This window comes from Nonomuraea sp. KM90 (assembly GCF_052246675.1).
GTDB lineage: Bacteria > Actinomycetota > Actinomycetes > Streptosporangiales > Streptosporangiaceae > Nonomuraea.
The window spans coordinates 1-24358 of record NZ_JBQQCB010000140.1 but is presented as its reverse complement, the minus strand read 5'-3'; the positions used below and the strand labels follow the sequence as shown (position 1 = coordinate 24358).

At 71.5% G+C, this 24358-nt stretch carries 14 protein-coding genes and 2 pseudogenes; 14 read left to right on the top strand and 2 right to left on the bottom strand.

Annotated elements, in window-relative coordinates:
* The 6 genes and pseudogenes from ACTWPW_RS54820 to ACTWPW_RS54795 all read left to right on the top strand — a co-directional run.
* Window positions 1-193 (top strand): annotated as a pseudogene (locus ACTWPW_RS54820) (acyl-CoA desaturase); the annotation flags it as partial.
* 113 nt (window positions 194-306) lie between these two features.
* On the top strand, window positions 307-1278 hold the full coding sequence (locus ACTWPW_RS54815; protein ID WP_375114280.1) for a LysR family transcriptional regulator: 972 nt from the start codon (window positions 307-309) through the stop codon (window positions 1276-1278).
* Between the two features lie 129 nt (window positions 1279-1407).
* On the top strand, window positions 1408-1755 hold the full coding sequence (locus tag ACTWPW_RS54810) for a hypothetical protein (RefSeq protein WP_443173674.1): 348 nt from the start codon (window positions 1408-1410) through the stop codon (window positions 1753-1755).
* 300 nt (window positions 1756-2055) lie between these two features.
* Complete coding sequence (locus ACTWPW_RS54805; protein WP_443173673.1) at window positions 2056-4971, top strand: peroxidase family protein; 2916 nt, start codon at window positions 2056-2058, stop codon at window positions 4969-4971.
* A gap of 26 nt (window positions 4972-4997) precedes the next feature.
* Entirely contained in the window at window positions 4998-6371 is a 1374-nt protein-coding gene (locus tag ACTWPW_RS54800; RefSeq protein ID WP_375114277.1) for a hypothetical protein, read from the top strand.
* Between the two features lie 35 nt (window positions 6372-6406).
* Window positions 6407-8128, top strand: coding sequence for a thiamine pyrophosphate-binding protein (locus ACTWPW_RS54795; protein ID WP_443173672.1), 1722 nt, complete (start codon window positions 6407-6409; stop codon window positions 8126-8128).
* A 50-nt stretch (window positions 8129-8178) separates the two neighbouring features.
* Here ACTWPW_RS54795 and ACTWPW_RS54790 read toward each other — a convergent pair whose 3' ends face one another.
* Window positions 8179-10422: a trypsin-like peptidase domain-containing protein gene (locus ACTWPW_RS54790; RefSeq protein WP_443173671.1), complete on the bottom strand. Its 2244-nt coding sequence runs from the start codon at window positions 10420-10422 to the stop codon at window positions 8179-8181.
* Window positions 10423-10782: 360 nt separating this feature from the next.
* Between ACTWPW_RS54790 and ACTWPW_RS54785 the strand changes: the two genes are divergently transcribed.
* From ACTWPW_RS54785 to ACTWPW_RS54775, 3 genes are all read left to right on the top strand, one after another.
* Complete coding sequence (locus tag ACTWPW_RS54785) at window positions 10783-12114, top strand: YcaO-like family protein (protein WP_443173670.1); 1332 nt, start codon at window positions 10783-10785, stop codon at window positions 12112-12114.
* 103 nt (window positions 12115-12217) lie between these two features.
* Window positions 12218-14350, top strand: coding sequence for an NACHT domain-containing protein (locus ACTWPW_RS54780; RefSeq protein WP_375114274.1), 2133 nt, complete (start codon window positions 12218-12220; stop codon window positions 14348-14350).
* Between the two features lie 141 nt (window positions 14351-14491).
* Entirely contained in the window at window positions 14492-15697 is a 1206-nt protein-coding gene (locus tag ACTWPW_RS54775) for a S8 family peptidase (RefSeq protein ID WP_443173669.1), read from the top strand.
* A 93-nt stretch (window positions 15698-15790) separates the two neighbouring features.
* Here ACTWPW_RS54775 and ACTWPW_RS54770 read toward each other — a convergent pair whose 3' ends face one another.
* A complete protein-coding gene (locus ACTWPW_RS54770; RefSeq protein ID WP_443173668.1) occupies window positions 15791-18937 on the bottom strand; it encodes a family 78 glycoside hydrolase catalytic domain in 3147 nt (1048 codons plus the stop codon).
* 585 nt (window positions 18938-19522) lie between these two features.
* On the opposite strand from ACTWPW_RS54770, the gene ACTWPW_RS54765 reads away from it, so the two are divergent.
* From ACTWPW_RS54765 to ACTWPW_RS54745, 5 genes and pseudogenes are all read left to right on the top strand, one after another.
* A complete protein-coding gene (locus ACTWPW_RS54765; protein WP_443173667.1) occupies window positions 19523-20992 on the top strand; it encodes a sugar ABC transporter ATP-binding protein in 1470 nt (489 codons plus the stop codon).
* Window positions 20989-22020 (top strand): ABC transporter permease, encoded by a 1032-nt coding sequence (locus ACTWPW_RS54760; RefSeq protein WP_375114270.1) that lies wholly within the window; start codon window positions 20989-20991, stop codon window positions 22018-22020. The genes ACTWPW_RS54765 and ACTWPW_RS54760 overlap by 4 nt, the downstream gene beginning before the upstream one ends.
* Window positions 22013-22999, top strand: a complete 987-nt coding sequence (locus tag ACTWPW_RS54755) for an ABC transporter permease (RefSeq protein WP_443173666.1) — start codon at window positions 22013-22015, stop codon at window positions 22997-22999. Before ACTWPW_RS54760 ends, ACTWPW_RS54755 begins: the two co-directional genes overlap by 8 nt.
* Window positions 23000-23033: 34 nt before the next feature.
* Window positions 23034-24101, top strand: a complete 1068-nt coding sequence (rhaS, locus tag ACTWPW_RS54750) for a rhamnose ABC transporter substrate-binding protein (protein ID WP_375114268.1) — start codon at window positions 23034-23036, stop codon at window positions 24099-24101.
* Between the two features lie 61 nt (window positions 24102-24162).
* Window positions 24163-24358 (top strand): annotated as a pseudogene (locus ACTWPW_RS54745) (L-rhamnose isomerase); the annotation flags it as partial.

Genomic DNA, 24358 nt, shown 5'->3' with positions numbered 1-24358 from the left:
CAACGGCCACCACAGCGAGCCCAGCTGCGCCCGGCACGGTGTGGATCGCGGCCAGGTCGACCCGTCCGCCGCCATGATCCGCCTGTTCGAGCGGGCCGGCTGGGTGAGCGACGTGCACTGGCCCGACGCCGGCCGCGTCCAGCGTCGCCGCGCCGGCCCGCCACCACCCGACGGTGCCCCCGCCGCCGACTGACCGGCGCCCGGGGTCTGCCGCGGATCAGGCGCGCTCCAGTACCGCCACCTGGCACCTAGAGTGGGGGAAATAGCCCGTAATGGGTGCCGCCCGGGTGGGAAGGGGTGGCGGGCATGGAGTTACGGCAGTTGCGCTATTTCGTGACGCTGGCCGAAGAGTTGCACTTCGGCCGGGCGGCCGCCCGCGAGCACATCGTGCAGTCCGCGCTGAGCCAGCAGATCCAGCGGCTGGAACGGGAGCTGGGCGTGCGCCTGCTGGACCGCAGCACCCACCACGTCGATCTGACGGCGGCGGGCGCGGCCTTCCTCGTCGAGGCGCGCCAGATCCTCGATCACGTGGGCCGGGCCGGGCAGGCCGCGCGCAACGCCGTCACATCGGCGCCCACGCTGCGTGCCGGCATCATCGACGCCGGGTACGACACCATGCCGCAGATCCTGCGCGAGCTCCAGCGCGGCCACCCCGGCATCACGATCCATCAGGTCGAGGCGGGCACCTCCGAGCAGTACCGGCAGCTGGCCGACGGCCGCCTGGACATCGCCATCGGGCACGCCTCCCAGGCGCCGGCCGAGGTGACCTCCAAGCTGATCAGGCTCGATCCGCTGGGCGTGCTGGTGCCCGACGAGCACCGCTTCGCCGGGCTCGACGGCGTGTCCGTGGCCGCGCTCGCCGACGAGCGCCTGCTCCTCGGCGAGGAGTCGCAGACCCCGGAGCTCAACCAGTTCGTCCTCACGCTGTGCCGCTCGGCCGGGTTCGCGCCCACCGTCTACGAGGGCACCGTGCAGAGCAGCCGCGCCGCGGCCGACCTCGTCCTCCAGCACCGCTGCGTCTACTGCGTCCCCTCCTCCTTTCGCACCTCCAACCGGCCGGGCACCACCTGGCGGCCGCTGATCGAGCCCGCCACCCGCTACCCCTGGTCACTGCTGTGGCACGAGGCCAACCCCTCCTCTCACATCGCCACCGTCATCGGCAGCGCCCGTGACCTGGCCGAGCGGCTCGGCTGGCTGGAACCCCTCGGTCCCGCCACCGGATCGGCGCCCGGCGATGGCACTCCCAGCGCCGTCAGCTCCGGTGATGAGCCCGCCTGAGGAACGCCGCCCCTGGAGCAGCCGGTAGGATCGCGGGTCCAGGAGCACTCAGGCTCCGCGCGTTCGCCGGGACGCCGCCGTCCGGCGGTGTGTGCCGGTCGGGCGCACCTATGGAGAGCGAGACACCGTATGAGTAGCGCTCGCGAGAACGACAACCAGGTGGACGAGGCTCCGGACAGCCGGAGCGAGACCGACGCGCGGCCCGGGCATGCGGCCAACGCGCAGTGGCTCAAGGACAACCCGGACGCGATGCCGCAGGTGGACGCGGGGCGTTGGGCCGTGTACGACCGCGCGGGCCGCCTGTGCGGCCACCTCGTCGGCGACGGTCCGACCCGCGACACCCGTTTCCGGGCGGTCGCCGCCGACGACGACTGGATGCCCGCCGGTTCTCCGGGTGGCACGGGCATCACCCTGCACGACGCCGGCGCGCACCTTCTCGACGCCGCCACGGGTGGCGATCCAGGCGACGACACCTGATCGGACAGAGCAGGTGAAGAGCCGCAAAAGTGCGAAATTAAACGCGCACCCGTTCCCGCATTGGTCAAAGAAAGGCGCATCTTTGGTTCGCTGGTAAATCGGGAAGGATATCCCTTGGGCTGAATGCACCCTGCGTTGTTCCGTACCGACATCGCCCCCGGCGATGATTGGGACAGCCGGGCCTGACCTGCCCGCACGCCGGGCGCGCGCCTTCTGACAATGCGCCTGAATTCCCGGCGGGAATCGCATTCCAGGGTCGCGCGAACCGCTCGTGCGGGCGAGTGCCGGGAGGGAATCCACATGACCAGACAGCAGGAGCGCGTTGCCGGCGAAACTCCGGCGGTGCGCGAATCACCCGCGACCGAGCAGTACGAGCGTTATGTCGGAGGCACCCCCGAGAGAGAACGGGTGATCTTCGAACGGCTGGCCCGCGATCTCATGCGGGTCCAGTTGAGGATCCAGCGACGCAGCGGCGCCCCCGGCATAGAGCGGGCCTTCCACGCCAAGGCGATTCTGGGCGTGGAGAACGCCAGGATGGCGTTCCGCCAGGACCTTCCGGAAGACCTGCGGACCGGCTTCGCCCAGCCTGGCGCCGAATACCCGGTCACGGTGCGGCTGTCCAACGCCTCCGGCACCCGCGGGCCGGACTTCGCCCCCGATCTGCGCGGGGCGGCGCTGCGGGTCCAGGTGGGGCCGGATCAGGCCCACGACCTGCTGATGACGAACTATCCGGTCTCCCACGCCCGCGACGCGCGCGAGTTCGTCGCGTTCGCGCGGGCCATGGCCGGTGCGGACTCGACCCCGCGCAGGGCGATCGGGGCGTTCGTCAAGCTGCCGCTGGCGGTCGGCTGGTCCGCGGCCGCGCGCATGCGGCGGAACGTGACCGAGGGAATCAGGCACCAGGTACGCAGCCTCGCGCTCGAGACGTACTGGAGCCGCGGTGCGATCCTGTGGGGACCCGCCGGGCCGGTGCGCTACCGGCTCCGCCCGGCCGCGGGGGCGCCGGCGGCGCCGCCCGCCTCGCGGAGCGACCCCGACTACCTGAGCCACGAGCTGGCCGCCCGGCTGGCCAGGGCGGACGTCGTCTTCGAGCTGTGCGTGCAACGCTACGTGGACGCCAGGAGCACGCCCATCGAGAACGGCGCGACCGACTGGCCGGAGGAGGACACCCCCGCCATCCCGGTGGCCACGCTGACCATCCCGCGCCAGGACCTCGACACCGCCGACGCGCGCGCCATCGCGCTGCACATCGACCAGCTCGCCTTCGACCCGTGGAACACCACCGACGAGTTCCGTCCCCTCGGCAACCTGAACCGCGCGCGCAAGGCCGCCTACGAGGCCGGCAGCGCCCACCGCCGCGGCCTGCGCTTCATCACGCCGCCGCCGGGGCGCAACGTCGTGGTCGGTGAGCTGCTGGAGCGCGGCTTCGGCGCCCTCAACCGGGCCGTCCCGTGGCACAAGCTGCCGACCTGGCTGGGCCTGCTCAACATCCAGGCCATCCGCCAGGTGCTGCGCCGCGACAACCTCATCGACACCGAGACCCGCGACGCCCCGCCGGCGGCCCACCCGGTGCCGCCGCCCATCGACGAGCACCTGCGGACCCGCCGCACGTACGACGGCACCTACAACGACCTGTCCGCGCCGGCGATGGGCGCGCTCGGCTCGCCGTTCGGCCGTAACCTGCGGCCCGTCTACCGGCCCGACCTCTTCGACGTGCCCAATCCGCTGGTGGTCAGCAGGGAGCTGCTCCACCGCGACACCTTCATCCCGGCGCGCTCGCTGAACATCCTGGCCGCCGCGTGGATCCAGTTCCAGGTGCACGACTGGGTCGACCACAAGCGTCACCCGGTCGGTACGAAGAGCGTCGAGGTGCCACTGCCCCCCGGCATGACCTGGACCAACACCCCGGGCGGCGCGCCGGAGACCGTCATGCGCTTCGCCGCGGACCAGGGCGTGCGCCCGCCGGGGAACGCGGGGCCGCCGATCCTGAGCGCCAACGCCGCCTCCCACTGGTGGGACGGCTCGGAGGTCTACGGCGGGGACGAGAGCGTCGCGAAGTCCCTGCGCGAGCCGGGCGGCGGCGCGGCGCTGCACCTGGAGGACGGGCACCTGGCGCCCGGGCCGGACGGCATCCCGATCACCGGGTTCCGGGAGAACTGGTGGCTCGGGCTCAGCGTCATGCACACCCTCTTCGCCCGCGAGCACAACGCCGTGTGCGAGGCCCTGCGCGGCGAGTACCCCGGCATGGACGAGGACACCGTCTACCACGTGGCGCGGCTCGTCGTCTCCGCGCTGATCGCCAAGATCCACACCGTGGAGTGGACGCCCGCGATCCTCGCGACCGATCTGATCGACGTCGGGCTGAAGGCCAACTGGGCGGGACCGCCGCGGAACTGGCTGACCCACCTCGGGCTGTGGCTGACCGACGAGCACGCGCTCAAGGGCATCCCCGACACCCTCCCGGACCACCACGAGGTGCCCTACTCCCTCACCGAGGACTTCGTCACCGTCTACCGCATGCACCCGCTGATCCCCGACGACTACCGCATCGCCGACCACGCGTCCGGGCGCACGCTGCGCACCCTGGGCTTCGACGACGTGCAGGGCCAGGCCACGGAGACGGTCATGCGCGGGGTGGGCCTGGCGAACTCGCTCTACTCGTTCGGCATCGCCCACCCGGGGGCGATCACGCTGCGCAACTTCCCGCGCGCGCTGCAGGCGTTCGAGCGGGACGGGGAGATCATCGACCTGTCCGTGGTGGACCTCGTCCGCACCCGCCGCCGCGGCGTGCCGCGCTACAACGACTTCCGCGCCGGGCTGCACAAGCCGCGCCTGCGGCGCTTCGAGGACCTCACCTCCGACCCGGACGCGCTGGCCCGGCTCAAGGACGTCTACCGCACGGTCGACGACATCGACACCGTGGTCGGGCTCTTCGCGGAGAACCCGCCCGAGCGTTTCGGCTTCAGCGACACGGCGTTCCGCATCTTCATCCTCATGGCCAGCCGCCGCCTGCAGAGCGACCGGTTCCTCACCGTCGACTTCCGGCCTGAGATCTACACCCCGCTGGGGCTCGACTGGATCGAGCGCAACGGCATGACCAGCGTCATCCTGCGGCACTGCCCCGAGCTGGCGGGCCACCTGCCGAGAACGGCGAGCGCCTTCGCGCCCTGGCGCCCGGCGACGCCGGAAGGGCCCGAGGGGCCCGCGCGCGCCTGAGGGAACGAGCGGAAGCGAGAGCCACTATGCACATGAAGCCGGTGACCAGGCAGGAAGGGCTGCGGGAGCTCATGTCGCGGCCCCTGCTGGAGACCATCTGGAAGCGGCGGACGCACCGGGTCAGCCGGGGCGCGTCCGTCCCGGCCGGTTCGATGAGCTACCGGTCGCCGCACCCGCCGATGCCGCTGACGGAGCTGGAGGAGGCGGTGCTCATCGCGCTCACCGGCTGTTCCGGCCTCACCATGCCGGACCGGCCGTTCGAGGACCCGCGCGACGGCGAGCCCATCATGGCCAAGCCGAACCTCACCATGGCCGGTCGTACGGCGGGCAGCCCCGACAACGCCCAGGGCACCCACTTCTTCATGATCAACGACACCGGCACCTACTACCTGAGGAAGCTGCCGCCCTCCCCGGACCTGCCCTTCGACGCCGGCACGCTGGTCGAGCGGGCCCGCCAGGCGAAGGTGCGGGTCCTGCCCCACCGGCTCGACGTCGGCGACGGCCTGCGGGACTTCCCGGCCTACCTGGACTCCAACCGCTTCCTGTCCAACCTCCCCGGCACCACGCTGTTCCTGCCCGTGGTGGATCTGTCCCACCAGTACATCAACGGGCTGATGTACCTGCTCACCCAGCCGGAGGGAGCCAGGCCGGTCCTCGTCGACGACCGCAACTTCTACCGCCCGGCGGGCGTGGGCAAATGGATCAGGAGCGGGTTCCTGAACCGGGACCTCAAGCTGCCGCTCGGGGCCCTGGGACCGATGCGCACCCAGGTCGAGGCCGACCTGCTCCTGCAGAACCTGATGCTGACCGCGGACGCCATGGGCCTCGGCGCCTGGATCCACGCGACGATCCACCCGCAGATCATGCTCGGCGACCCGAAGTTCTCCCGGGCCTACGGCCGGATGCTCGGCTTCGACTTCGTCACGCCGCGCTTCCGCCTCGCCGACGTGCTGCGCTGGCACGTTCCACTGCCGAAGTACGCCGCGCTGCGCTCCCACCCGGTCGGCCTCCGGGCCGGCGGGGAGCACCTCATCAAGGCCGCCTGCCCGCCCTACCACCCCTCGATGGCCGCCGCCGTCGAAAGCGTCGTGCGGGCGAAGTTCGGCCCGGGCGGCATCTACAGCGACGAGAGCACCTTCGCCCGCATCTACAAGGGCGACTACGGACGTCGTTACCTGGCCGAGGCGGGCGAGTACGACCGGCCGGTGATCGAGTGCGTACGGGACATCTGCACGTACATCCACGACACGCACGGACGGTTCCCCGCGCACACCGACGCCATCCACGTGCCCGGCATCTGGCTGCAGGCACACCACGTCGAGCCGGAGTACTACGAGCGGTTCTTCGCCGACGGGACGACCGACGCGCACGTACGGCACGCCGAGCGGTGGCACGCGTAGCCGCGCGCGCCATCCGGTCGGCCGAGGAGGACGACATGAAGGTTTACCAGGCCATCGTCAAAGGGCTGGAGGACGTCGGGGTGCGGGCCGCCTTCGGCGGCGCGGGGGAGAACGCGGCCGGCCTGATGCTGGCGCTGAAGCACTCGCCGCGGATCCGGCCGATCATCACCCGGCACGAGCAGGCGGCGTCGTTCATGGCGTGCGGGTACGCGATGTTCACCGGCGAGCTCGGCTTCTGCTTCGCCACGGCCGGGCCGGGGGCGTTCAACCTGTTCTCCGGCCTGGCCATGGCGATGTCCGACTCCTACCCGGTCCTCGCCGTCTCGGGGTACGCGCCCAGGAAATGGCAGGGATGGGGCTCGCTCAACGAGACCTCGGGCCTGAACGGGACACCCGACTCGCAGGCCATGTTCGCGGCCACGACCAAGAAGTCCTTCCTGCTGGAGGACGCCGCGGACACGTGCGACGTGCTGGAGGAGGCGGTCAACCTCGCCTTCGCGGGCCGGCCGGGGCCGGTGCACATCCACGTCCCCCTGGACCTGACGGAGCGCGGCGTCGAGGTGGCGAACGTCCGGCCCGTCCGCCTCGACGTCGCGCCGGTCCTGCCCGACCCGGCTCGCGTGGAGGAGATCGCGTCGGTGCTGGCCGAGGCCATCACCCAGGGCCGGCGCGTCGTCGCGCTCGCCGGGTTCGGCGCCGTCCGCAGCGGCGCGGGCCCGGAGCTCAAGCGGTTGATCGAACGCTTCCGGATCCCGCTGCTGACCACGCTCGACGGCAAGGGCATCGTCTCGGAACGGCACCCGCTGTCGGTGGGCGTCTTCGCCGACAGCGGTCACGCCGCCGCCTGGAAGGCCTTCCGCGAGGCCGACGTCGTGTTGTGCGTCGGGAACTCCCTCAACCAGCACGCCACGTTCAACTATCGCGAGGACCTGTTCGACGGCAAGCTGCTCATCCACGTGAACATCTCGGAGAACGAGTTCCGCAAGGCGTACAAGCCTGACCACGCGCTGCTGTCCGACGCGCGACCGGCGGTGGCTGCCATCGCCGACGCGCTGGCGGGGAAGGTGGGCGAGGTGCCGCCCGCCGAGGTCGAGGGCAGGGACTACGAGACCAGGCACATCACCCACCTGACCGGGAAGATCCACCCGGGCGAGCTCGCGCAGGCGATCGGGCGCATGCTCCCGGAGCGCGGCGTGCTCCTCGCCGACGCCGGGGCGCATCTGGCGTGGCTCGGCTACTACGTCGACGTGGAGGAGGGCCAGAACTTCCGCAAGGCCGGCTCGTTCGGCCCGATGGCCGGGCACGTCAACGGCGCGATCGGGGTGAAGGTCGGGCAACCGGAGCGGACGGTCGTCGTCGGCTGCGGCGACGGGTGCTACTCCCTGTCCGGCTTCGAGCTGATGACGGCCGTCGAACACGACATCCCCGTCATCTGGGTCATCTTCAACGACGGGGAGTTCAAGCTGATCAAGCTCTACCAGCTTTCGACGTACCTGGAGAGCGGGCTCGTCGAGTTCGACAACCCCGACTTCGCGGCCTACGCGCGGGCGTGCGGCGCCGACGGCCACCGCGTGGAGACGCTCGAGGAGTTCGAGCACGCCTTCCGCGCGGCGCTGAGCTCCGGCCGGCCCACGGTGATCGACGCCAAAATCACCCGGTGGGCCGTCCCGCACTACAGCCCCTCACCCGAGGGCGTGATCGCCGGCCTGGTCGAGACCCTCGAAGACCGCCTCCGGTCCAGCAGCCCTCCGGAATAGCGGGAAGCGCCGGTCCTCGGCGACGCCGCCCTCCGTCCGTCCCCGCGCTGTCACGCCGGGGCCGGAGCGGTGAGCGCGCCACCGATCACCTGGGCGACCTCGGGGTGGGCGAGATACTCCTCGATGTCGTGGGCCCGGCCCGCCGGGTTGGCGACGGGTATTTCGGTCAGCTCTCCCTCCCAGTGGTCGCTCAGGGGACAGCCGATGGCGACCGGGTCGATAGGGCACCAGACGTTGAACCAGCGGGCCACCAGGCCGGGACGGTGGGGCCCGCCGGACAGCAGGCGCTCATGGACGCTGTCCAGGCCGAGCGGGCTGCCGGTCGTGACGAGCAGATCGACCTCCACCTCCGGGGGCAACCGGGTGAGCAGGTCCATGGCGACGATCGTGCCCAGACTGTGGGTGACCAGCGCCAATCGGCCGGTACGCGGCATCGTCTGGAGGACGCAGTCCAGCACCGCCTCCCGTACCCGCTGGTCGTCGAGGTAGGCGGCGACGTCCCCGAAGATCGCGGCGATGAACAGCCGGTCCAGGTCGGTGGTGTCGGCCAGCCAGCTCAACGCCTGGTGCACGGCATCGCTCAGCCCTTCCTCGCCGACCGGCCGCGGCTCGGGCATGCCGGTCCGGGCCGCCGCCTCGGTGATCAGCTGCTCGTACAGCCGGCGCGCGCCGCCGGGCTGCGGCGCGGCGGCCTCCACGGGATCGCCGAGGGCCTCCCGGGCGAAGGTGGGCAGGGTCTCCAGCGCTCCCATGGCCTGGACGAGCCGGGGCGCGTAGAAGGGGAACCAGACGTCGTCCGGCGTGATGGTGTCCAGCCCCGCGCGGGTGAGGCCGCCGTTCAGCCCGGCGGTCCAGTAGCGGCGCAGCCGCTCGGGATCGTGTCCCTGCTGGCCGCGGCCATGGAGGAAGACCAGGTGTACGGACCCGCCGAACGCGCTCGGCCGCGACGCCAGCCCGGCGCCGGGCACGCCGGCCTGGACGGGCACGCCGGCCGGGAGCGGCCCGGCGCTCGCCTGGGCGCCCGTCTCGACGGGAATCCCGTCGACCGAGGGGGCAGGGGGCGGGACCAGGCCGGCGGCGGCCGTTCGCGGGGCGATGCCGCCCTGGGGCCCGTCCTGAGGCTCGGCTTGGGGCCCGTTCTGAGGTTCGGCTTGGGGCCCAGTCTGTGGCTGGGGCCGGGGTCCGGTCAGGAGCCCGTCCGGGTGATGGTCCTGGAGGCCATCCGGGGGATGGTCCTGGAGCCCGTCCAGGGGGCGGTCCTGGAGCCCGGACTCGCGTCCCATCTCGGCCAGGAGCGCCCGCCGGTTCCCGTCGAGCGGCAGCGCGGCGAGGTGCTTGAGGATGACGCTGATGCGCACGCCCTCGTTGGAGACCCAGTCCACGGCGTCGTCGCCGTCCCCCTCGTGCCACACCTGCCCGTCGCGCCGCAGGATCCGGCCCTGGCCGTCCGTTCTGGGGACGCCGCTGTGGTGCAGCGCCGTCACCTCCCACTGGTCGTTGAAGACCGGGGAGCCGGAGCTGCCGGGCTCGGTGTCGGTCTGGTACTGGAGGAAGTCGTCGAGCCGGGCCTCCAGCCGGTTCTCGCGGATGGAGATCTCCTTGAGCCGGCCGCTGGGGTGGCCGATGATGTTGACCGCCTCCCCGATGACCAGCTTGCCCCGCTGGACGCTGAGCCGGTTCCAGCCGAACGTCTCGCCCACGGGCCGGCCGTCGGCGCCGGGGCTCACCAGGACCAGGGCGTAGTCGAGATCGCGGTCGGCGACGAAGAGGGCATCGGGGTCGAGGAAGAACCGCCTGGCCACGTCGGGGGCGTTGTCGACGGTCACCTGGGCGTCGAACTCCACGATGGCCGAGCGCGCCACCGTGACGTCGGGGAACACGTGGTGGTTGGTCAGCATCAGCCTCGGCGAGACCAGGAAGCCGGTGCCGATCGGGATCTCGCGGCCGTTCTCGCAGACGGAGATCCGGGCGACGGTCCGCGCGGCCCGCGCGCCCCGGGGCAGGAAGCTCCACGCCTGCAGGTCCTTGGCCACCCCGAGGATGCGCTCGTACATCCTGGGGCGGTCGAGGACGTCGGGCCGGGTGGCCTCCAGCGCCGCCTCGACGGGGATGCCGTTGCGCTGGATGAGGCGGGCGGTGCGGGTGGCGAGCATCTCCGGCGTGTCGGGGAACGCCTCTCCCCGCTCGCGCCTCCGCCCGGCCTCGTCGCGCTCGGAGCCGCTCCAGCGATACCGTACGGCGGCGGCCTTGGTGTGTTCGACCCTGTTTTCCCGGACTTCTGCAGATATATCCATAACAGTCTGCCGCTTCAGAGTTCCCGGCGATTCTCTCCTACAGGGACACGTCACATTAAATATGCATGTCGCGGCGAGGCCCCGTCCAGCGGTCGCGGATTAGTTGGCGGTGAATTGACCCTTCGGCGAAGCTTGTTCGCTTTGCAACTGTCTTCGCATAATTCGCGGTATCTTTTCCGATATTTTGCCGGGCCGGGGCTACGCTGGATGAGGAAAGCGAAGGGGGAGTCTCATGGGGAGAAACGTGGACTTTGTCTCCGTCGAGTCGCTGGACAGGCGGGCCCAACAGCTGACCCGGGCCGAGCTCGAGCGGCTGGAGGAACTGTCGCCCACGATGACCGGTGATGACGAACAGTAACCATGTCGCGTCTCCGTACGCCGTGCGGGCCGCCCGGCCCGGAAGAGGCCGGCCGGGTGTTCGGCGCGGTGGAGCGGGCGGTGCCGCCTGCCGAGGCCGGAAGGCGGGCGGCGGCGGCACTGGCCGCGCTGGGCCTGCGGGCCCGGCTGGAGGACACGGGCGGGGGCCGTGATCCGACCGCCTGGTGGTGCCGGTTGTTCGGCGGCGCGCAGGACGACTCTCCGCTCGCGTGCGGGATGGGGAAGGGCCGGCAGGAGGAGGCCCGCCTGGGGGCGCTGTTCGAAGCCGTCGAGCACTACCTGACCGGCCCCGCCGGGTTCGACCCAGGAGCCGTGGAGCCGGCCGCGCCGGCCGCGATCGCCGCCGGGCCGCTGCGCGACGACGCCTGCGCGCTGCTGCTGTCGCGGATGCCCGGCCGCCGGATGGCCTGCCTGCGCTATCGCGCGCTCTCCGGGACCGGGGAGGCGCTGTTGCCGATGTTCCTGTCCGCCCCCTGGTACGTCGAGACCGGCTCCGCCGCGCTGCGCGAGCTGGCGGGCGACGACTGCGACTACGCCCACCTGATGCGTTACAGCTGCAACAGCGGCTCGGCCGTCGGCGTCACGCCGGCCGAGGCGGTGTTGCACGCCCTCAACGAGGCCATCGAGCGCGACGCCCTGTCGCTGCTCCTGGTGCGGACCTTCCTGGGCGGGGAGCCGCTGCGGCCCGCGCTGATCGACCCGTGGACGCTCCCCCACGACCTCGCGCGGGCGCACGCCACGGCGGAAGAGGTGACCGGGTCAACGGTGCACCTGCTGGACATCACCAGTGACATCGGGGTCCCGACCATGCTGGCCTACACCGCTCCCACCTCCCGCCGTCCGCACCGGCGCGGCGCCGGGACCTCGCTGGACCCGGCCTACGCCGCCTGGCGCTGCCTCACCGAGCTGGTGCAGACCACCCTGGGCGAGCGCCTGCCGGATCCCGGCGGGCGGGCGCGCGGTGGGCCGTCCGCGCTGGCGGAGCACCCCGCCCTGCACGCGTGCGGGCGGTTCGACCTCACCGCTGCCCTGCGACAGGCGCGCGTGGTCCCCTTCCCCCGAGCCGCCGGGGCGGCCGGGGCTCCCGGCGACCAGGTGCGCAAGGTGGCCGCGATGGTAGGGGCGCGGGGCGGCACGGTCTACTGCCGTACGGTGTGCGCCCTCCCCGGCGGGGTCACCGCCGTGCACGTGGTCGTGCCGCTCCTGGAGCGGTTCATGCTGGTCACCGACGGTAACCTCGTCGTCCCCGGCAGCCGGGGCCGGCTCGCCGCGGCGGGGCTCGGGAGAGTTTCCGAAGAACTGCCGCACGATTGACGGTCATCTGAACGACGCGGCAGGTTTTGCCGATTGATCGACCCTTACATATGGTCTTTAATCCCACTCTGGCGTGGAAGACGTGGATACTGATTATATGGGAATGAAATACTGGCGACAGAATCGCAAAATAGGCGCTTCGGCCGCACTGGGCGTTCTGTTTCTGGGCCTGGCCCTCGCGTTCTTCTGGGTGGCCAAGAATGTGCCAGGAGAACCGGGGAGCGCGGCCGCGATCGGCTCGTACATCTCCATGGCCAGCGGCGCGATAGCGCTGGGCCATCAGTTCCTGTCCTGGTGGCGCAAGCGTAGTGCGCCCACGCCGGCGCCGACGTCCGCCGGCATCGGCACCGCGAAGGACATCCTCGCCGGCCTGGTGACCGAGCAGTGGCGCCAGGAGACGGTCATGCGCTCGCTGTGCGATCCGGAGCCCATGCCGCTGGCCTGGCGTTCGACCGAACGGCGCGAGCTCGCCGACCATCCCGAGATCATCGCCAAGGGCACCGTCGCCTTCCCCGGTCTGGACGTGCACGTCGAGGACATGGCACGCAATTTCCGCGCCCTGCACTGCCGCCGGCTGGTCATCCTGGGCGACCCGGGCACCGGGAAGACCACCCTGGCCGTGCAGCTGGTGCTCGAACTCCTGCGCACGCGGCAGCCGGAGGAGCCCGTCCCGGTGCTGCTGTCGGCCGCACGCTGGGACGACCGCGTACACCCGCGCCTGCAGGACTGGCTGGCCAAGAGCCTGGCGATGGACTATCCGGCGCTCCGCGCCGAAGGGCTCGGTCCCGACATCCCGGAGACCCTGGTGGCCCGCGGCGAGGTGCTGCCGGTCATCGACGGGCTGGACGAGCTGCCCGACCACGCCCGCGCCGACATGCTCGCCGCGCTGAACCGCTCGATGTGCGAGAACGACCAGCTCATCCTCACCTGCCGCACGGCGCAGTTCGCCGATTCCGTCGAGGAGATGGGCGACGTCCTGACGGCGGCGGCGGTCATCGAGCCCCAGCGCATGGGCCCGGCCGCGGCCGCCGACTACCTTCACGCGTGCCTGCCCCCGGTGTCCCATCCCGTCTGGCCCCGGGTGCTGGAGGCGCTGCGTACGGGCGGCGCCCCGGCCCTGGCCGAGGTCACCTCGACGTCCCTGGGGCTCTGGCTGGTCCGCGCCACGTACATCGCGCCGCGGGTGAACCCGGAACCGCTGCTGGAGCTGGGGCGCGGCAGCGCGGCCGAGCTGCACGACCACCTGTGCGACCAGCTCATCCCCGCCCTGGTGAGCACGCGCCCACCGGCCCACGGCCCGGCACAGCCCTTCCGGCCGCAACACGCGTGGACTCCGGAGCAGGTCGTCCGCTGGCTCACCTACCTGTGCCAGGAGCTCACGCTGGACGAGGAGGACCCGCGCGACGTGGCCTGGTGGCGCCTGGCCCGCCACACGCCGAACCGCACGGTGCGGCTGTGGACCGGCATCGGGGTCGGGGTCCTGGTCGGGCTGGTCTTCTGGATCGTGACGAAGCTGCACATCGTCGGAGCGGGGCTGGGGCTGGTGGCCGCGCTCGTGATCATCACCGTGGCCGGGTCCTGGTTCACCGAGGCGCCGGGCCACGCCGACTTCCGGGTGCGCGGCAGGCTCTCCGAGCTGGCCCGGGTCATTGGGGCAGGGCTCTTCGTCGGAGCCCTGGGAGCGCTCATCGGCTGGCTCATGGGCAGGACGGTCGGAGGGACGAACGGTCTGGAGGCCGCGAGGGACATCGGCTGGATGTCCGGCGTCGGCTTCATCGTCGTGCTCAGCCTGATCCACTGGGTCGAGCACCCGGCCACCACCGCGACCGCGAGATCCCCGCGCTCGACCTGGCGGGCGGACCGGAACCTGACGGTGATCCGGATCTTCAGCGGGCTCGTGGTGGGGCTCATGGCCGCGGGCATCGGACTGGAGGCCCAGCTCGACGGGAGCGTCGCGCTCGCGGGCGGCCTGTTGCTGGGGCTGCTGTTCGGGCTCGTGCTGGGCAGCCACCACGCCTGGCTGGCCTACAGCCTGACGGTTCCCCGCCTGGCCACCAAGGGGAGGCTGCCCCTGCGGGCGATGAACTTCCTGGACGACGCGCATCGCCTCGGCCTGCTGCGCACCGAGGGACCTTACTACCAGTTCCGGCACATCGAGCTGCAGCAGCACCTCGCGCGCGGGCTGCAGGCGACGCAGGAGGAAGAGGTACGCCGGCAGCCGTCGGTTCTCCGGTGACCGCCGGCCGGACGGGTGCTCTCTTGGCCGTATCCCCATCGTGGCTTGGGCACGAGCGGAGGCGCACGCGGGCACTGACCCGGTGGAGCCGGAACGGCAGTGATCCGTCCCACGGGACGGCGGAAATCGGGAGTAGTGCCAGTGGGCGAGAGATACAGCGTGCTGCGCGACATGAGCGGCGTGCGTACGGCCAGTCCTTTCGAATCGACGCGGCCTGCCGGGCCGCCTCCGGTCCTCGCCGGGAGCGAACCGCACGTGGAGGTGGTCGAACTCAGCAAGCGCGAGCTGCGCGACGTGGCCCGCGACCCGGAGGTGCGCGCGGTGGCGCCGGTCATGCCGACGGCGCTCATCCAGCCGTTCGAGGAGGGCGCCGACGGGCAGGCCTCGACCGCGGCGGCCGCCGCGGCCACGTGGGGCGTCCAGGCGGTGGGCGCCGACGTCTCGACGCGGACCGGGGCGGAGGTCATCGTGGCCGTCCTGGACACCGGCATCGACGGCACCCATCCCGCCTTCACCGGCGTGACCCTCATCCAGGAGGACTTCAGCGGCTCGGGCCTGGGCGACAAGCAGGGCCACGGCACGCACTGCGCCGGCACGGTCTTCGGCCGGGCCGTCGACGGCACGCGCATCGGCGTCGCGCCCGGCGTGACCCGGGCGCTGATCGGCAAGGTCCTGGCCGACGACGGGAGCGGCGACACCGAGGGGCTGCTGCGGGGGATGCAGTGGGCGCTCCAGCAGGGCGCCCAGGTGGTCTCGATGTCCCTGGGGTTCGACTTCCCCGGCATGGTCCAGCGGCTGGTCGACATGGGACGGCAGCCGAGGTTCGCGACCTCGCTGGCGCTGGAGGCGTACCGGGCCAACCTGAGGCTCTTCGACGCGCTGATGCAGATGGTCGCCGCCCGCGAGGCGATCGGCCCCGGCACGATCGTCGTGGCCGCGGCGGGTAACGAGAGCGAGCGTCAGACACATCCCGACTTCGAGATCGCCGTGTCGCTGCCCGCGGCCGCGGAGGGTGTCATCGCGGTCGGTGCGCTGGCGCAGTCTTCCACGGGCAACGGCCTGGTCATCGCTCCCTTCTCCAACACCTTCCCGCAGATCAGCGCGCCCGGGGTCGGCGTGCTCTCCGCGCGGGTCGGGGGCGGCTTGCGGGCCCTGAGCGGGACGAGCATGGCCACGCCGCACGTCGCCGGCGTGACGGCACTGTGGTGGGAGGACGTGATGAAGTCGCCGTTGCCGGCGACGTCGTCCACCGTCATGGCCCGCCTGCTGGCCTCGGCCGCCGTGAGCCCGCTGGCCTCCGGCGTGGACGTCGCCGACCGCGGAGTGGGCCTGGTACGCGCCCCGTAGCCGCCGTTCCCACGGCCTCCGGCGGTGACCCCGCCGGAGCCGCCGTCGTCCGGTCCCCACCCGTCAGGACGGGCGGGGACCGGTTTCATGGGGTCAGCCCGCCGCCGCCCTGAACGTGAAGGAGCCGGAGTCGACACCGTAGACGGCGTGGCCGCCGTCCATGCGCAGGAACGTGGCCCGGTGCGGGGCCGTGACGAGGCGTCGGTCCTTGGCCGGCACCCAGATCTCGGCGGTGGTGTTCGCGGGCACGTCGACCGTCAGCGTGAACCGGCGCTCCGACCTGGTCCATTCGGACCGGACGGTGCCCTGCGGCGTCTCGTAGCTGCCCTTGACGAAGGTGAGGTCGCCGACCGGCTTGGGGTGGATGACGAGTTCGCGGTAGGCGATCGAGTCGTCGGCCGCGCGGATGCCGGCCAGGCCGGTGTGGAACCACTCCTCGATCTGGGCGAGGATCATGTGGTTCTTGGAGTCCCCGCGGTTCCAGCGCTCGCCGATGGTGGTCATGCCGCCGGGGTTGGCGGTGGTGGATTCCATGAAGAAGCCGTAGCCGGGCTGGTCGTTCTCCTGCAGCAGGTCCCACAGGACGTCGTCCCTGCCGCCGTCGGACAGCGCCCGGACGGTCGGGCCCATGCCGATGGTGCCGCCGCTGAAGTGTGGGCCGTCCCCGTTGGGGTGGAAGGCGTACACGAGCTCGACGAGCGCGTCGAGGACCGCCTGCCGCTCGCCGTCGGGGACGAGCCCGGCGTCGAGGGCGAGCGCCTGGGCCGTCTGGGTCGCGCCCGCGGTCCCGGCGTTCCCGTCGGTGGTGTAGCGGCGGAGCTGCTGGTTGTAGAAGCGGGCGTTGAAGGCGTTCCTGATGTCGGTGGCCAGCGCCTGGTAGCGGGTGGCGTCGTCGGCGTGGCCGGTCAGCTCGGCCATCTCGGCCAGCTTGGTGATCATGACGTAGTAGCCCCAGGTGCCGGTGATCCGGCCCGAGGTCTGGTCGGCGGCCACCCAGTCGGCGAGGGCGGCGTCGACGATGTGCGCGTTGTCGCCGGTGCCGACCTTCTGGCGCTGGATGTAGTCGGCGAAGTCGACCATCTGGTCGTAGTGGCGGGCCATCGTCTCGGTGTCGCCGTAGAGCTCGTACAGCAGGGACGGGACGAGGATGATGGCGTTGCCCCAGTTGATCTCGTCGCCGAAGCGCCCGCTGTAGCCCCAGTCGTAGACGGGGGTCTTGAGCGCCACGTTGCCGCGCATCGGCGTCTCGGCCATCGACTGGCCCTCGACGAGGTGCCGCATCGTGGTCTTCAGGTACGCGGCGAGGTCGTGGTTACGGTGGATGGCGCCCATCGGCATCGTGTAGTCGGCCGGGTAGGACAGCTTCTCGCGGCCGGGGCAGTCGGTGAACACCGACATGATGTTGGACGCGAACGAGTAGCGGGACATCTTGTGGATCCGGTTGACGCGCGCGTCGGAGGTGGTCACCTCGCCGGCCACAGGGGTGTCGGCCTGCAGCCGGACGCCCTTGACCAGGTCCTTCGGCGGGGTGTACCCCTCGGGCAGGCCGGTGACCTGGATCCACTGCATGCCGAAGTAGTTGAAGTCCGGGTGCCAGCTCTCGCCGCCGGGGAGGCCGGCGGTGGTGTAGGTGTTGAACAGGTCGCGGCCCCGGTTGCCGCCGCCGCCCATCAGCGACGCCTGGTCCACGGTGCCGTCGGGGGCGAGGGACTCGGCGGGTGACATGCGGACGGTGACGCCGCCGGGCACCCTGCCCTTGAGGTTCAGCTGCGGCCAGCCGGCGATGTTCTGGCCCAGGTCGAACACCCAGACGCCCGGGGCCGGGTTGGTCAAGGAGACGGGGGTGAAGGTCTCGACGGCCTTCACCGGCTCGGCCGTGCGGGCGACGAGCTGGGTGGCGAGGTTCGGCGGTGGCGCGATGCCGGCGTCCACCCAGGCCATGGCCGAGCCGTCGCGCCGCTTGGCGGTGGGGGACAGGTCGGCGCCGGGGGAGTCCCAGCCCGGCTGCTCGCGGCGGGCGTCGTAGTCGGAGCCCGAATACCAGGCGTCGGTCACCAGGGCGCCCAGCGCGGTGCGCCAGCCGCGGTCGGAGACGATGACGTCCGTCGAGGCGTTGGTGTAGGTGATCTCCAGGCGGGCGATCAGGCGGGGAGTCACGGCGGCGCCGGCGCTCGCGTCGCTCGCGGCGATGTTGTTGCCGGAGCCGGTGACCGTCGCGCCGGTGGAGTGCGGCTTGGACAGGCCGGGGGTGAAGGTGAGGTCGGCGCTGCCGATCGCGGTGATCGTACGGGACTCGAGGTTGTCGCCGCCGTTGCCGGTGTCGATGTTGATCGTGCCGCCGACGTGGTAGCCGGTGACGTTGTCCAGTGCCACGGTGGTGGCGCCGGGCGCGGCGTCGGCGGTCAGGGTGCCGCTGCCCTTGAGCTGGCTCTGCCACCAGGAGTAGGGCGCGGTCCGGCCGACGGCCGGGTTGGTGACGCCGCGCCGTACGTAGGCGGGGCCGTTGCCGAGCCGGACGCCGAGGGTGTTGGCCCCGGCGCGCAGGTCGTCGGTCACGTCGTAGGTGCGGTACTCGCTGGAGAGCTGGTAGTTGGAGTTGCCGGGGGCGAGCACCTCGTCGCTGAGCTTGCGCCCGTTGAGGGTCGGCAGGTGCAGCCCGACACCGGAGAGGTAGAGGCGGGCGCCGGCCACGCGCTTCCCGCGGTCGAGGTCGAACGCGCGGGCGAAGATCGGCATGGGCCGGCCCTCGGTGCGGCCGGGGTACTCGATCCAGCGCGCCGCCCCCCAGTCGCTCTGCCGCAGCAGGCCCATCTCCCAGGACGACGGCCTGCTCCAGCCCGACGGCTGCCTGCCCCCGTCCCAGACACGTACGTGCCAGCTGACCTTCTCCCGCGACGTCAGGGGCCGCCCGCCGTAGCGGACGCCGGACTGGACGGCGGAGCTCACCTTGCCGGAGTCCCAGATCAGCCGTCCGCGCCCGAGGTCGCTCTCGCTCGCGGCCACCTGGATCTGGTACGCGGTCTGCCGGGTCCGCGTCATGCGCCAGCTCATCAGGGGGGCGGGGTTGTCGATGCCGAGGGGCTGGTCGCGCCGGCCGTCCACCCGCAGGTCGACGACCCCGGCAGCGGACTGTCCGCCGGCGGCCACCGCCGGCGGGGCGTTGAGCGGCTGCGAGAGGACGAGAGTGAACGCCACTCCCAGCCCCGCTAATACACGAATCCGGCGACGTAATGAGGACACGGGTCACTCCTGTCTCGGATGGGAGGGGAGCGAGGCGACGGCATGCTCCTCTCACCGTAAAACGATTTAAGCACCCCGAAGATGTCGCTAACGTAAGCGTTCCCGCAAACGTCGTCAAGAGGGTGTTTGGGCAACGGTTCACGCAGGATCGGCATCTCAGTTGATCGTCCGACGATCCCATTGGGTAACGATACCCATCGTGATCAGGCCTCTGGCCAGGGACGTCATCCCCGTTCGCAGGCGAAGGGCCGGGTGGGGGCGGGCTCGATCGCCGGCGTGGAAGCGCCCGGGAAGGCCAGGTGGAGCCGGGGAAGCGGGTGGCGGGCCCGCCCGCGAGCGGCGGCGGGCCTCTTCCGGAGCCGCTCCCGCCCTTCGCGCCCTGTTCGACATGAGACGGAAACGTGATGCGGTCGCACAGGGGAGCCGCCGCGCACGTGAGAGCGGGCAGAGGTGGCGCAACTCCCGATTGGCGCCCTATTGACACGTCGCGCGGCGCCTTTTACGGTCAGGGGCCTTAAAACGTTTTGCCCAGCCATTGTTGGAGGGCACGTGAGCGACTCCGCTCCCATCCTTTCGTTACAGAACGTGAGTAAATACTTCGGTGCCGTCCAGGCACTGGCCGGGGTGCGGCTCGACCTGTGGGCCGGTGAGGTGCACGGCCTGGTCGGGGAGAACGGAGCCGGCAAGTCCACGCTGGTGAAGATCTTGTCCGGCGCCCACGCGGCCGATGCGGGCACGCTGACGGTGGACGGGAAGGAGCTGACGCCCGCGGGCCCGGCCGACGCCCAGGCCGCCGGCATCGCGGTGATCTATCAGGAGCCGACGCTGTTCCCCGACCTGTCCGTGGCCGAGAACATCTTCATGAGCCGGCAACCGTTGCGCAGCCTGCGCCGCATCGACGCGGCGGCCATGCGCGCCAGGGCGGCGGCGCTGTTCGGCAGATTGGGCGTCTCCCTGGATCCCGACCGGCCCGCGCGCGGCCTGTCCATCGCGGACCAGCAGCTCGTCGAGATCGCCAAGGCGCTGGCGTTCGACGCGCGCATACTGATCATGGACGAGCCGACCGCCGCGTTGTCGGGTGTGGAGGCCGAGCGGCTGTTCACGGTCGTCAGGTCACTGCGCGACGACGGCGCGGCGGTGCTGTTCATCTCCCATCGTTTCGACGAGATCTTCGCGCTCTGCCGGCGCGTCACCGTCATGCGCGACGGCCGCTGGGTCTCCACCGACCCGGCCTCCGAGCTCACCGTCGAGGAGCTGGTGCGCCGGATGGTAGGCCGCGAAGTGTCCTCGCTGTACCCCAAGACGGATGCCACCGTGGGGGAGCCCCGGCTGGAGGTGCGCGGCCTGACCCGGCGCGGCGTCTTCGACGACGTCTCCTTCACCGTGCACGGCGGCGAGATCGTGGCGCTCGCGGGACTGGTCGGCGCCGGCCGCAGCGAGGTGGCGCGCGCCGTCTTCGGCGTGGACCGCTACGACGCCGGGCAGGTCGTCGTCGAGGGCAGGACGCTGCCGCCCGGCGACACCCCGGCGGCCATCGCGGCCGGGCTGGCCCTGGTGCCCGAGGACCGCCGCCAGCAGGGCCTGGTGATGGAGCTGTCCGTGGAGCGCAACGCGACCCTCGCGCGGCGGTGGCCGCTCAGCAGCCTGGGCCTGCTGTTCGGGGGCGCCGAGCGGGACGCGGCGCACAGCTGGAGCCGCCGCCTCCAGGTCAAGACCGCCCGGCTCACCGACCCGGTCTCCGCCCTGTCCGGCGGGAACCAGCAGAAGGTCGTGCTGGCCAAGTGGCTGTCCACCGAGCCGCGCGTGCTCGTCGTCGACGAGCCCACGCGCGGCATCGACGTGGGCACCAAGGCTGAGGTGCACCGGCTGCTGTCCGAGCTGGCCGCGCAGGGCGTCGCGGTGCTGATGATCTCCAGTGAGCTGCCGGAGGTGCTCGGCATGGCCGACCGCGTCCTGGTGATGCACGAGGGCCGCCTCGTCGCCGACATCCCCCGCGCCCGGGCTGACGAGGAGTCGGTGATGCTCGCCGCCACCGGACAGGGCGGTGCCGCATGACGGCCGTCCGGACCGAGCCGGCCACGGACGCGGGACAGGGCACCAGGCTCGTCCATCGCGTCTTCGTGATCAGGGAGCTGGGCATCGCCGTCGCGCTGGCGCTGCTCGTCGGGGTGACGGTGCTGGTCAACCCGCGGTTCCTGACCGCGCAGGGCATCAAGGACCTGCTCCTGGGCTCGACCATCCTCGCGGTCCTCGCGGTCGGCCAGAGCATCGTCGTCATCACCCGCAACGTGGACCTGTCGGTGGGGTCGGTCCTCGGCCTGTCGGCGTTCGCGACGGGCAGCCTGTTCGTCGCGAACCCCGGCCTGCCCATCCCGGTGGCGCTCGCCGTCGGCGTGCTGCTCGGCGCCGCCTGCGGGGCCGTGAACGGCGCGCTCATCGCCGCCGCCCGCGTACCGGCGCTCGTGGTGACGCTCGGCACCCTGTACGTCTTCCGCGGCCTCGACTACACCTGGGCCACCGGCCGGCAGATCAACGCCGCCGACATGCCGCCCGGCTTCCTGCGGATGGGCAGCGCGACCGTGCTGGGCGTACCCGTGCTGACGCTGTTCGCCGTCGTGGTGCTGGTGGCGGCGGGCTACTACCTGCGCACCTACCGCAGCGGCCGGGAGATGTACGCGATCGGCTCCAGCCCGGTCGCCGCCCGCCTGGCCGGCATCCCGGTGGGGCGGCGGGTGTTCGCCGCGTTCGTCGTCAGCGGCGCCCTCGCCGGGCTGGCCGGAGTCATGTACGCGGCGCGCTTCGGCACGCTGGACGCCAACGCCGGCAACGGCTTCGAGCTGAACGTCGTGGCGGCCGTCGTGGTCGGGGGCGTCGCCATCTTCGGCGGCAGCGGCTCGGTCTACGGCGCCGCGCTCGGCGCGGTCCTGCTCACCACGATCGGCAGCGCGCTGCCGGTCCTCGGCGTGAGCCCGTTCTGGCAGCGGGCCGCCGTCGGCGCGCTCATCCTGGCCGCCATCGGCCTCGACCGGGCGCTGGCCGTCCGGCTCGCCCAGACCCTGAGAGGAAGGAGCAGTCATGGCTGAGCGGATGCGGTCGATCGCCGGCTCCTGGGACACCGCTCTGCTCATCGCCCTGGTCCTGGTCGTCCTGGTGGGCACGGTCAGCGTCGAGGGGGTGGCCAGCCCGCGGTTCTGGCGGTTCGTCACGCTGGAGGTCATCCCGATCGCGCTGATCGCGCTCCCCATGACCCTCGTCGTCATCACCGGCGAGATCGACCTGTCCGTGGCCAGCATCCTCGGCCTGACCTGCACGGTCATGGGCCAGCTGTGGTTGTGGGGCGTCACGTCACTGCCGCTGATGATCGCGCTCTGCCTCCTGCTGGGAGCGCTGCTCGGCGCGGTGAACGGCCTGTTCGTCACCAGCTTCGGCCTGCCGTCCCTGGCCGTGACGATCGGCACGCTCGCCCTCTACCGGGGACTGGCCTACGTCGTCCTCGGTGACCGCGCGGTCGCCGACTACCCGCCGGAGTGGAACATGGGTGCCATCGCCGCCATCCCCGGCCTGACCATCCCGTGGATGATCCTCGTGGTCGCCGCGCTGGCGCTCGTCTTCGGGATCGTCCTGCACGCCACCCCGATCGGCCGCGGCCTGTACGCCATGGGCAACAACGCCGAGGCCGCCCGCTTCACCGGCATCAACGTCGCCCGCACGAAGTTCTGGCTGTTCGTGGCCACCGGCGCGATGTCGGCGCTGGCCGGGGTGTTCTGGACGCTGCGCTACGCCAGCGCCCGCGCCGACAACGGCCTGGGCCTCGAACTCGCCGTCGTGGCGGCCGTCCTGCTGGGCGGCGTGTCCATCTTCGGCGGCCGGGGGCGGCTGATCGGCGTCATCGCCGCGGTCATCCTCCTCGGCACCCTGCGCAACGCCCTGCAACTGGCCTACGTCCCGGCCAACACCCTGACCATCATCACCGGATCCCTGCTGATCGTCTCCGTTGTGGGACCCAACGTCGCCGGCATGCTGCGCGAGCGCATGCGCCGCCGGCGATCCGTCACCCCCTGACCCCCCGCCGCGGGCCACGAAAGGAAACATCATCATGGCAGCGAAAAGTCGAGCAGGCCGGACCATCGCCCTGGCCGTGCTCACCGCTCTCAGCCTCGCCGTAACGGGTTGCGCCACCGAGGAACCGGCCGCCACCCAGCCGTCCGGAGGCGCCAGTGCCGCCGCGAAGACGATCAAGGAGGGGCTGAAGATCGCCTTCCTGCCCAAGCAGGTGAACAACCCGTACTTCGACGCCTCCGACAACAAGGGCGGCAAGGTGGCGGTCGCGGAGTTCAAGGGCGTCTACAGCCAGACCGGCCCGTCCGAGGCCAGCCCGTCGGCGCAGGTCTCCTACATCAACACGCTCTCCCAGCAGGGCACCGACGTGATCGTGGTCTCGGCCAACGACAAGGACGCCATCTGCGGCGCGCTCAGCGAGGCCCGCGCCGCCGGCGCCAAGGTCGTCACCTACGACTCCGACACCAACCCCACCTGCCGCGACGCCTTCATCAACCAGGCCAGCGCCGAGGGCATCGCCGCCTCCCAGATCAAGCTGATCAGCGAGGCGGTCGGCCCGGACGGCGGCGAGATCGCGATCCTGTCCGCCACGGCGAACGCGACGAACCAGAACGCCTGGATCGAGATGATGAAGACCGAGCTGGCCAAGCCCGAGTACGGCAAGCTGAAGCTGGTCGCCACCGTGTACGGCGACGACGACGACCAGAAGTCCTTCCAGGAGGCCCAGGGCCTGCTGGCCAAGTACCCGGACCTCAAGGGCATCATCTCGCCCACCACGGTCGGCGTCGCCGCGGCGGCCCGCTACCTGTCCGGCTCGGAGTACAAGGGCAAGGTCCAGCTCACCGGCCTCGGCACGCCCAACCAGATGCGCGCCTACATCAAGGACGACACCGTCAAGTCCTTCGCCCTGTGGAACCCCTCCGACCTGGGCTACCTGGCCGCCTACACCGGCGGGGCGCTGGCCTCCGGCATGATCACCGGCAAGGAGGGCGAGAAGTTCACCGCCGGCAAGCTCGGCGAGTACACCGTGGGCAAGGACGGCACCGTCCTGCTCGGCGACCCGTTCGTGTTCACCAAGGACAACATCGACGACTTCGACTTCTGACACCCCGGCTCCCGCTCCGTGGGGCCGGAGCGGGAGCCGTCACGTCTGCCCCGGGAGTGACATGGACATCAAGGCCGCCCTGAGGGCACAGCACATCGAGACGCCGTCCTGGGCGTTCGGCAACAGTGGTACCCGGTTCAAGGTCTTCGCGCAGCGGGGGGTGCCGCGGGATCCGTACGAGAAGCTGGCCGATGCGGCGCAGGTGCACGCGTATACCGGGATCGCGCCGACGGTGGCGCTGCACATTCCGTGGGACA

What these genes read in the sequence shown, in the direction of transcription:
- ACTWPW_RS54815 (WP_375114280.1), top strand. Translation starts at nt 307, where the DNA reads ATGGAGTTACGGCAGTTGCGCTATTTCGTGACGCTGGCCGAAGAGTTG.
- ACTWPW_RS54810 (WP_443173674.1), top strand. Translation starts at nt 1,408, where the DNA reads ATGAGTAGCGCTCGCGAGAACGACAACCAGGTGGACGAGGCTCCGGAC.
- ACTWPW_RS54805 (WP_443173673.1), top strand. Translation starts at nt 2,056, where the DNA reads ATGACCAGACAGCAGGAGCGCGTTGCCGGCGAAACTCCGGCGGTGCGC.
- ACTWPW_RS54800 (WP_375114277.1), top strand. Translation starts at nt 4,998, where the DNA reads ATGCACATGAAGCCGGTGACCAGGCAGGAAGGGCTGCGGGAGCTCATG.
- ACTWPW_RS54795 (WP_443173672.1), top strand. Translation starts at nt 6,407, where the DNA reads ATGAAGGTTTACCAGGCCATCGTCAAAGGGCTGGAGGACGTCGGGGTG.
- ACTWPW_RS54790 (WP_443173671.1), bottom strand. Translation starts at nt 10,422, where the DNA reads ATGGATATATCTGCAGAAGTCCGGGAAAACAGGGTCGAACACACCAAG.
- ACTWPW_RS54785 (WP_443173670.1), top strand. Translation starts at nt 10,783, where the DNA reads ATGTCGCGTCTCCGTACGCCGTGCGGGCCGCCCGGCCCGGAAGAGGCC.
- ACTWPW_RS54780 (WP_375114274.1), top strand. Translation starts at nt 12,218, where the DNA reads ATGAAATACTGGCGACAGAATCGCAAAATAGGCGCTTCGGCCGCACTG.
- ACTWPW_RS54760 (WP_375114270.1), top strand. Translation starts at nt 20,989, where the DNA reads ATGACGGCCGTCCGGACCGAGCCGGCCACGGACGCGGGACAGGGCACC.
- ACTWPW_RS54755 (WP_443173666.1), top strand. Translation starts at nt 22,013, where the DNA reads ATGGCTGAGCGGATGCGGTCGATCGCCGGCTCCTGGGACACCGCTCTG.
- rhaS (WP_375114268.1), top strand. Translation starts at nt 23,034, where the DNA reads ATGGCAGCGAAAAGTCGAGCAGGCCGGACCATCGCCCTGGCCGTGCTC.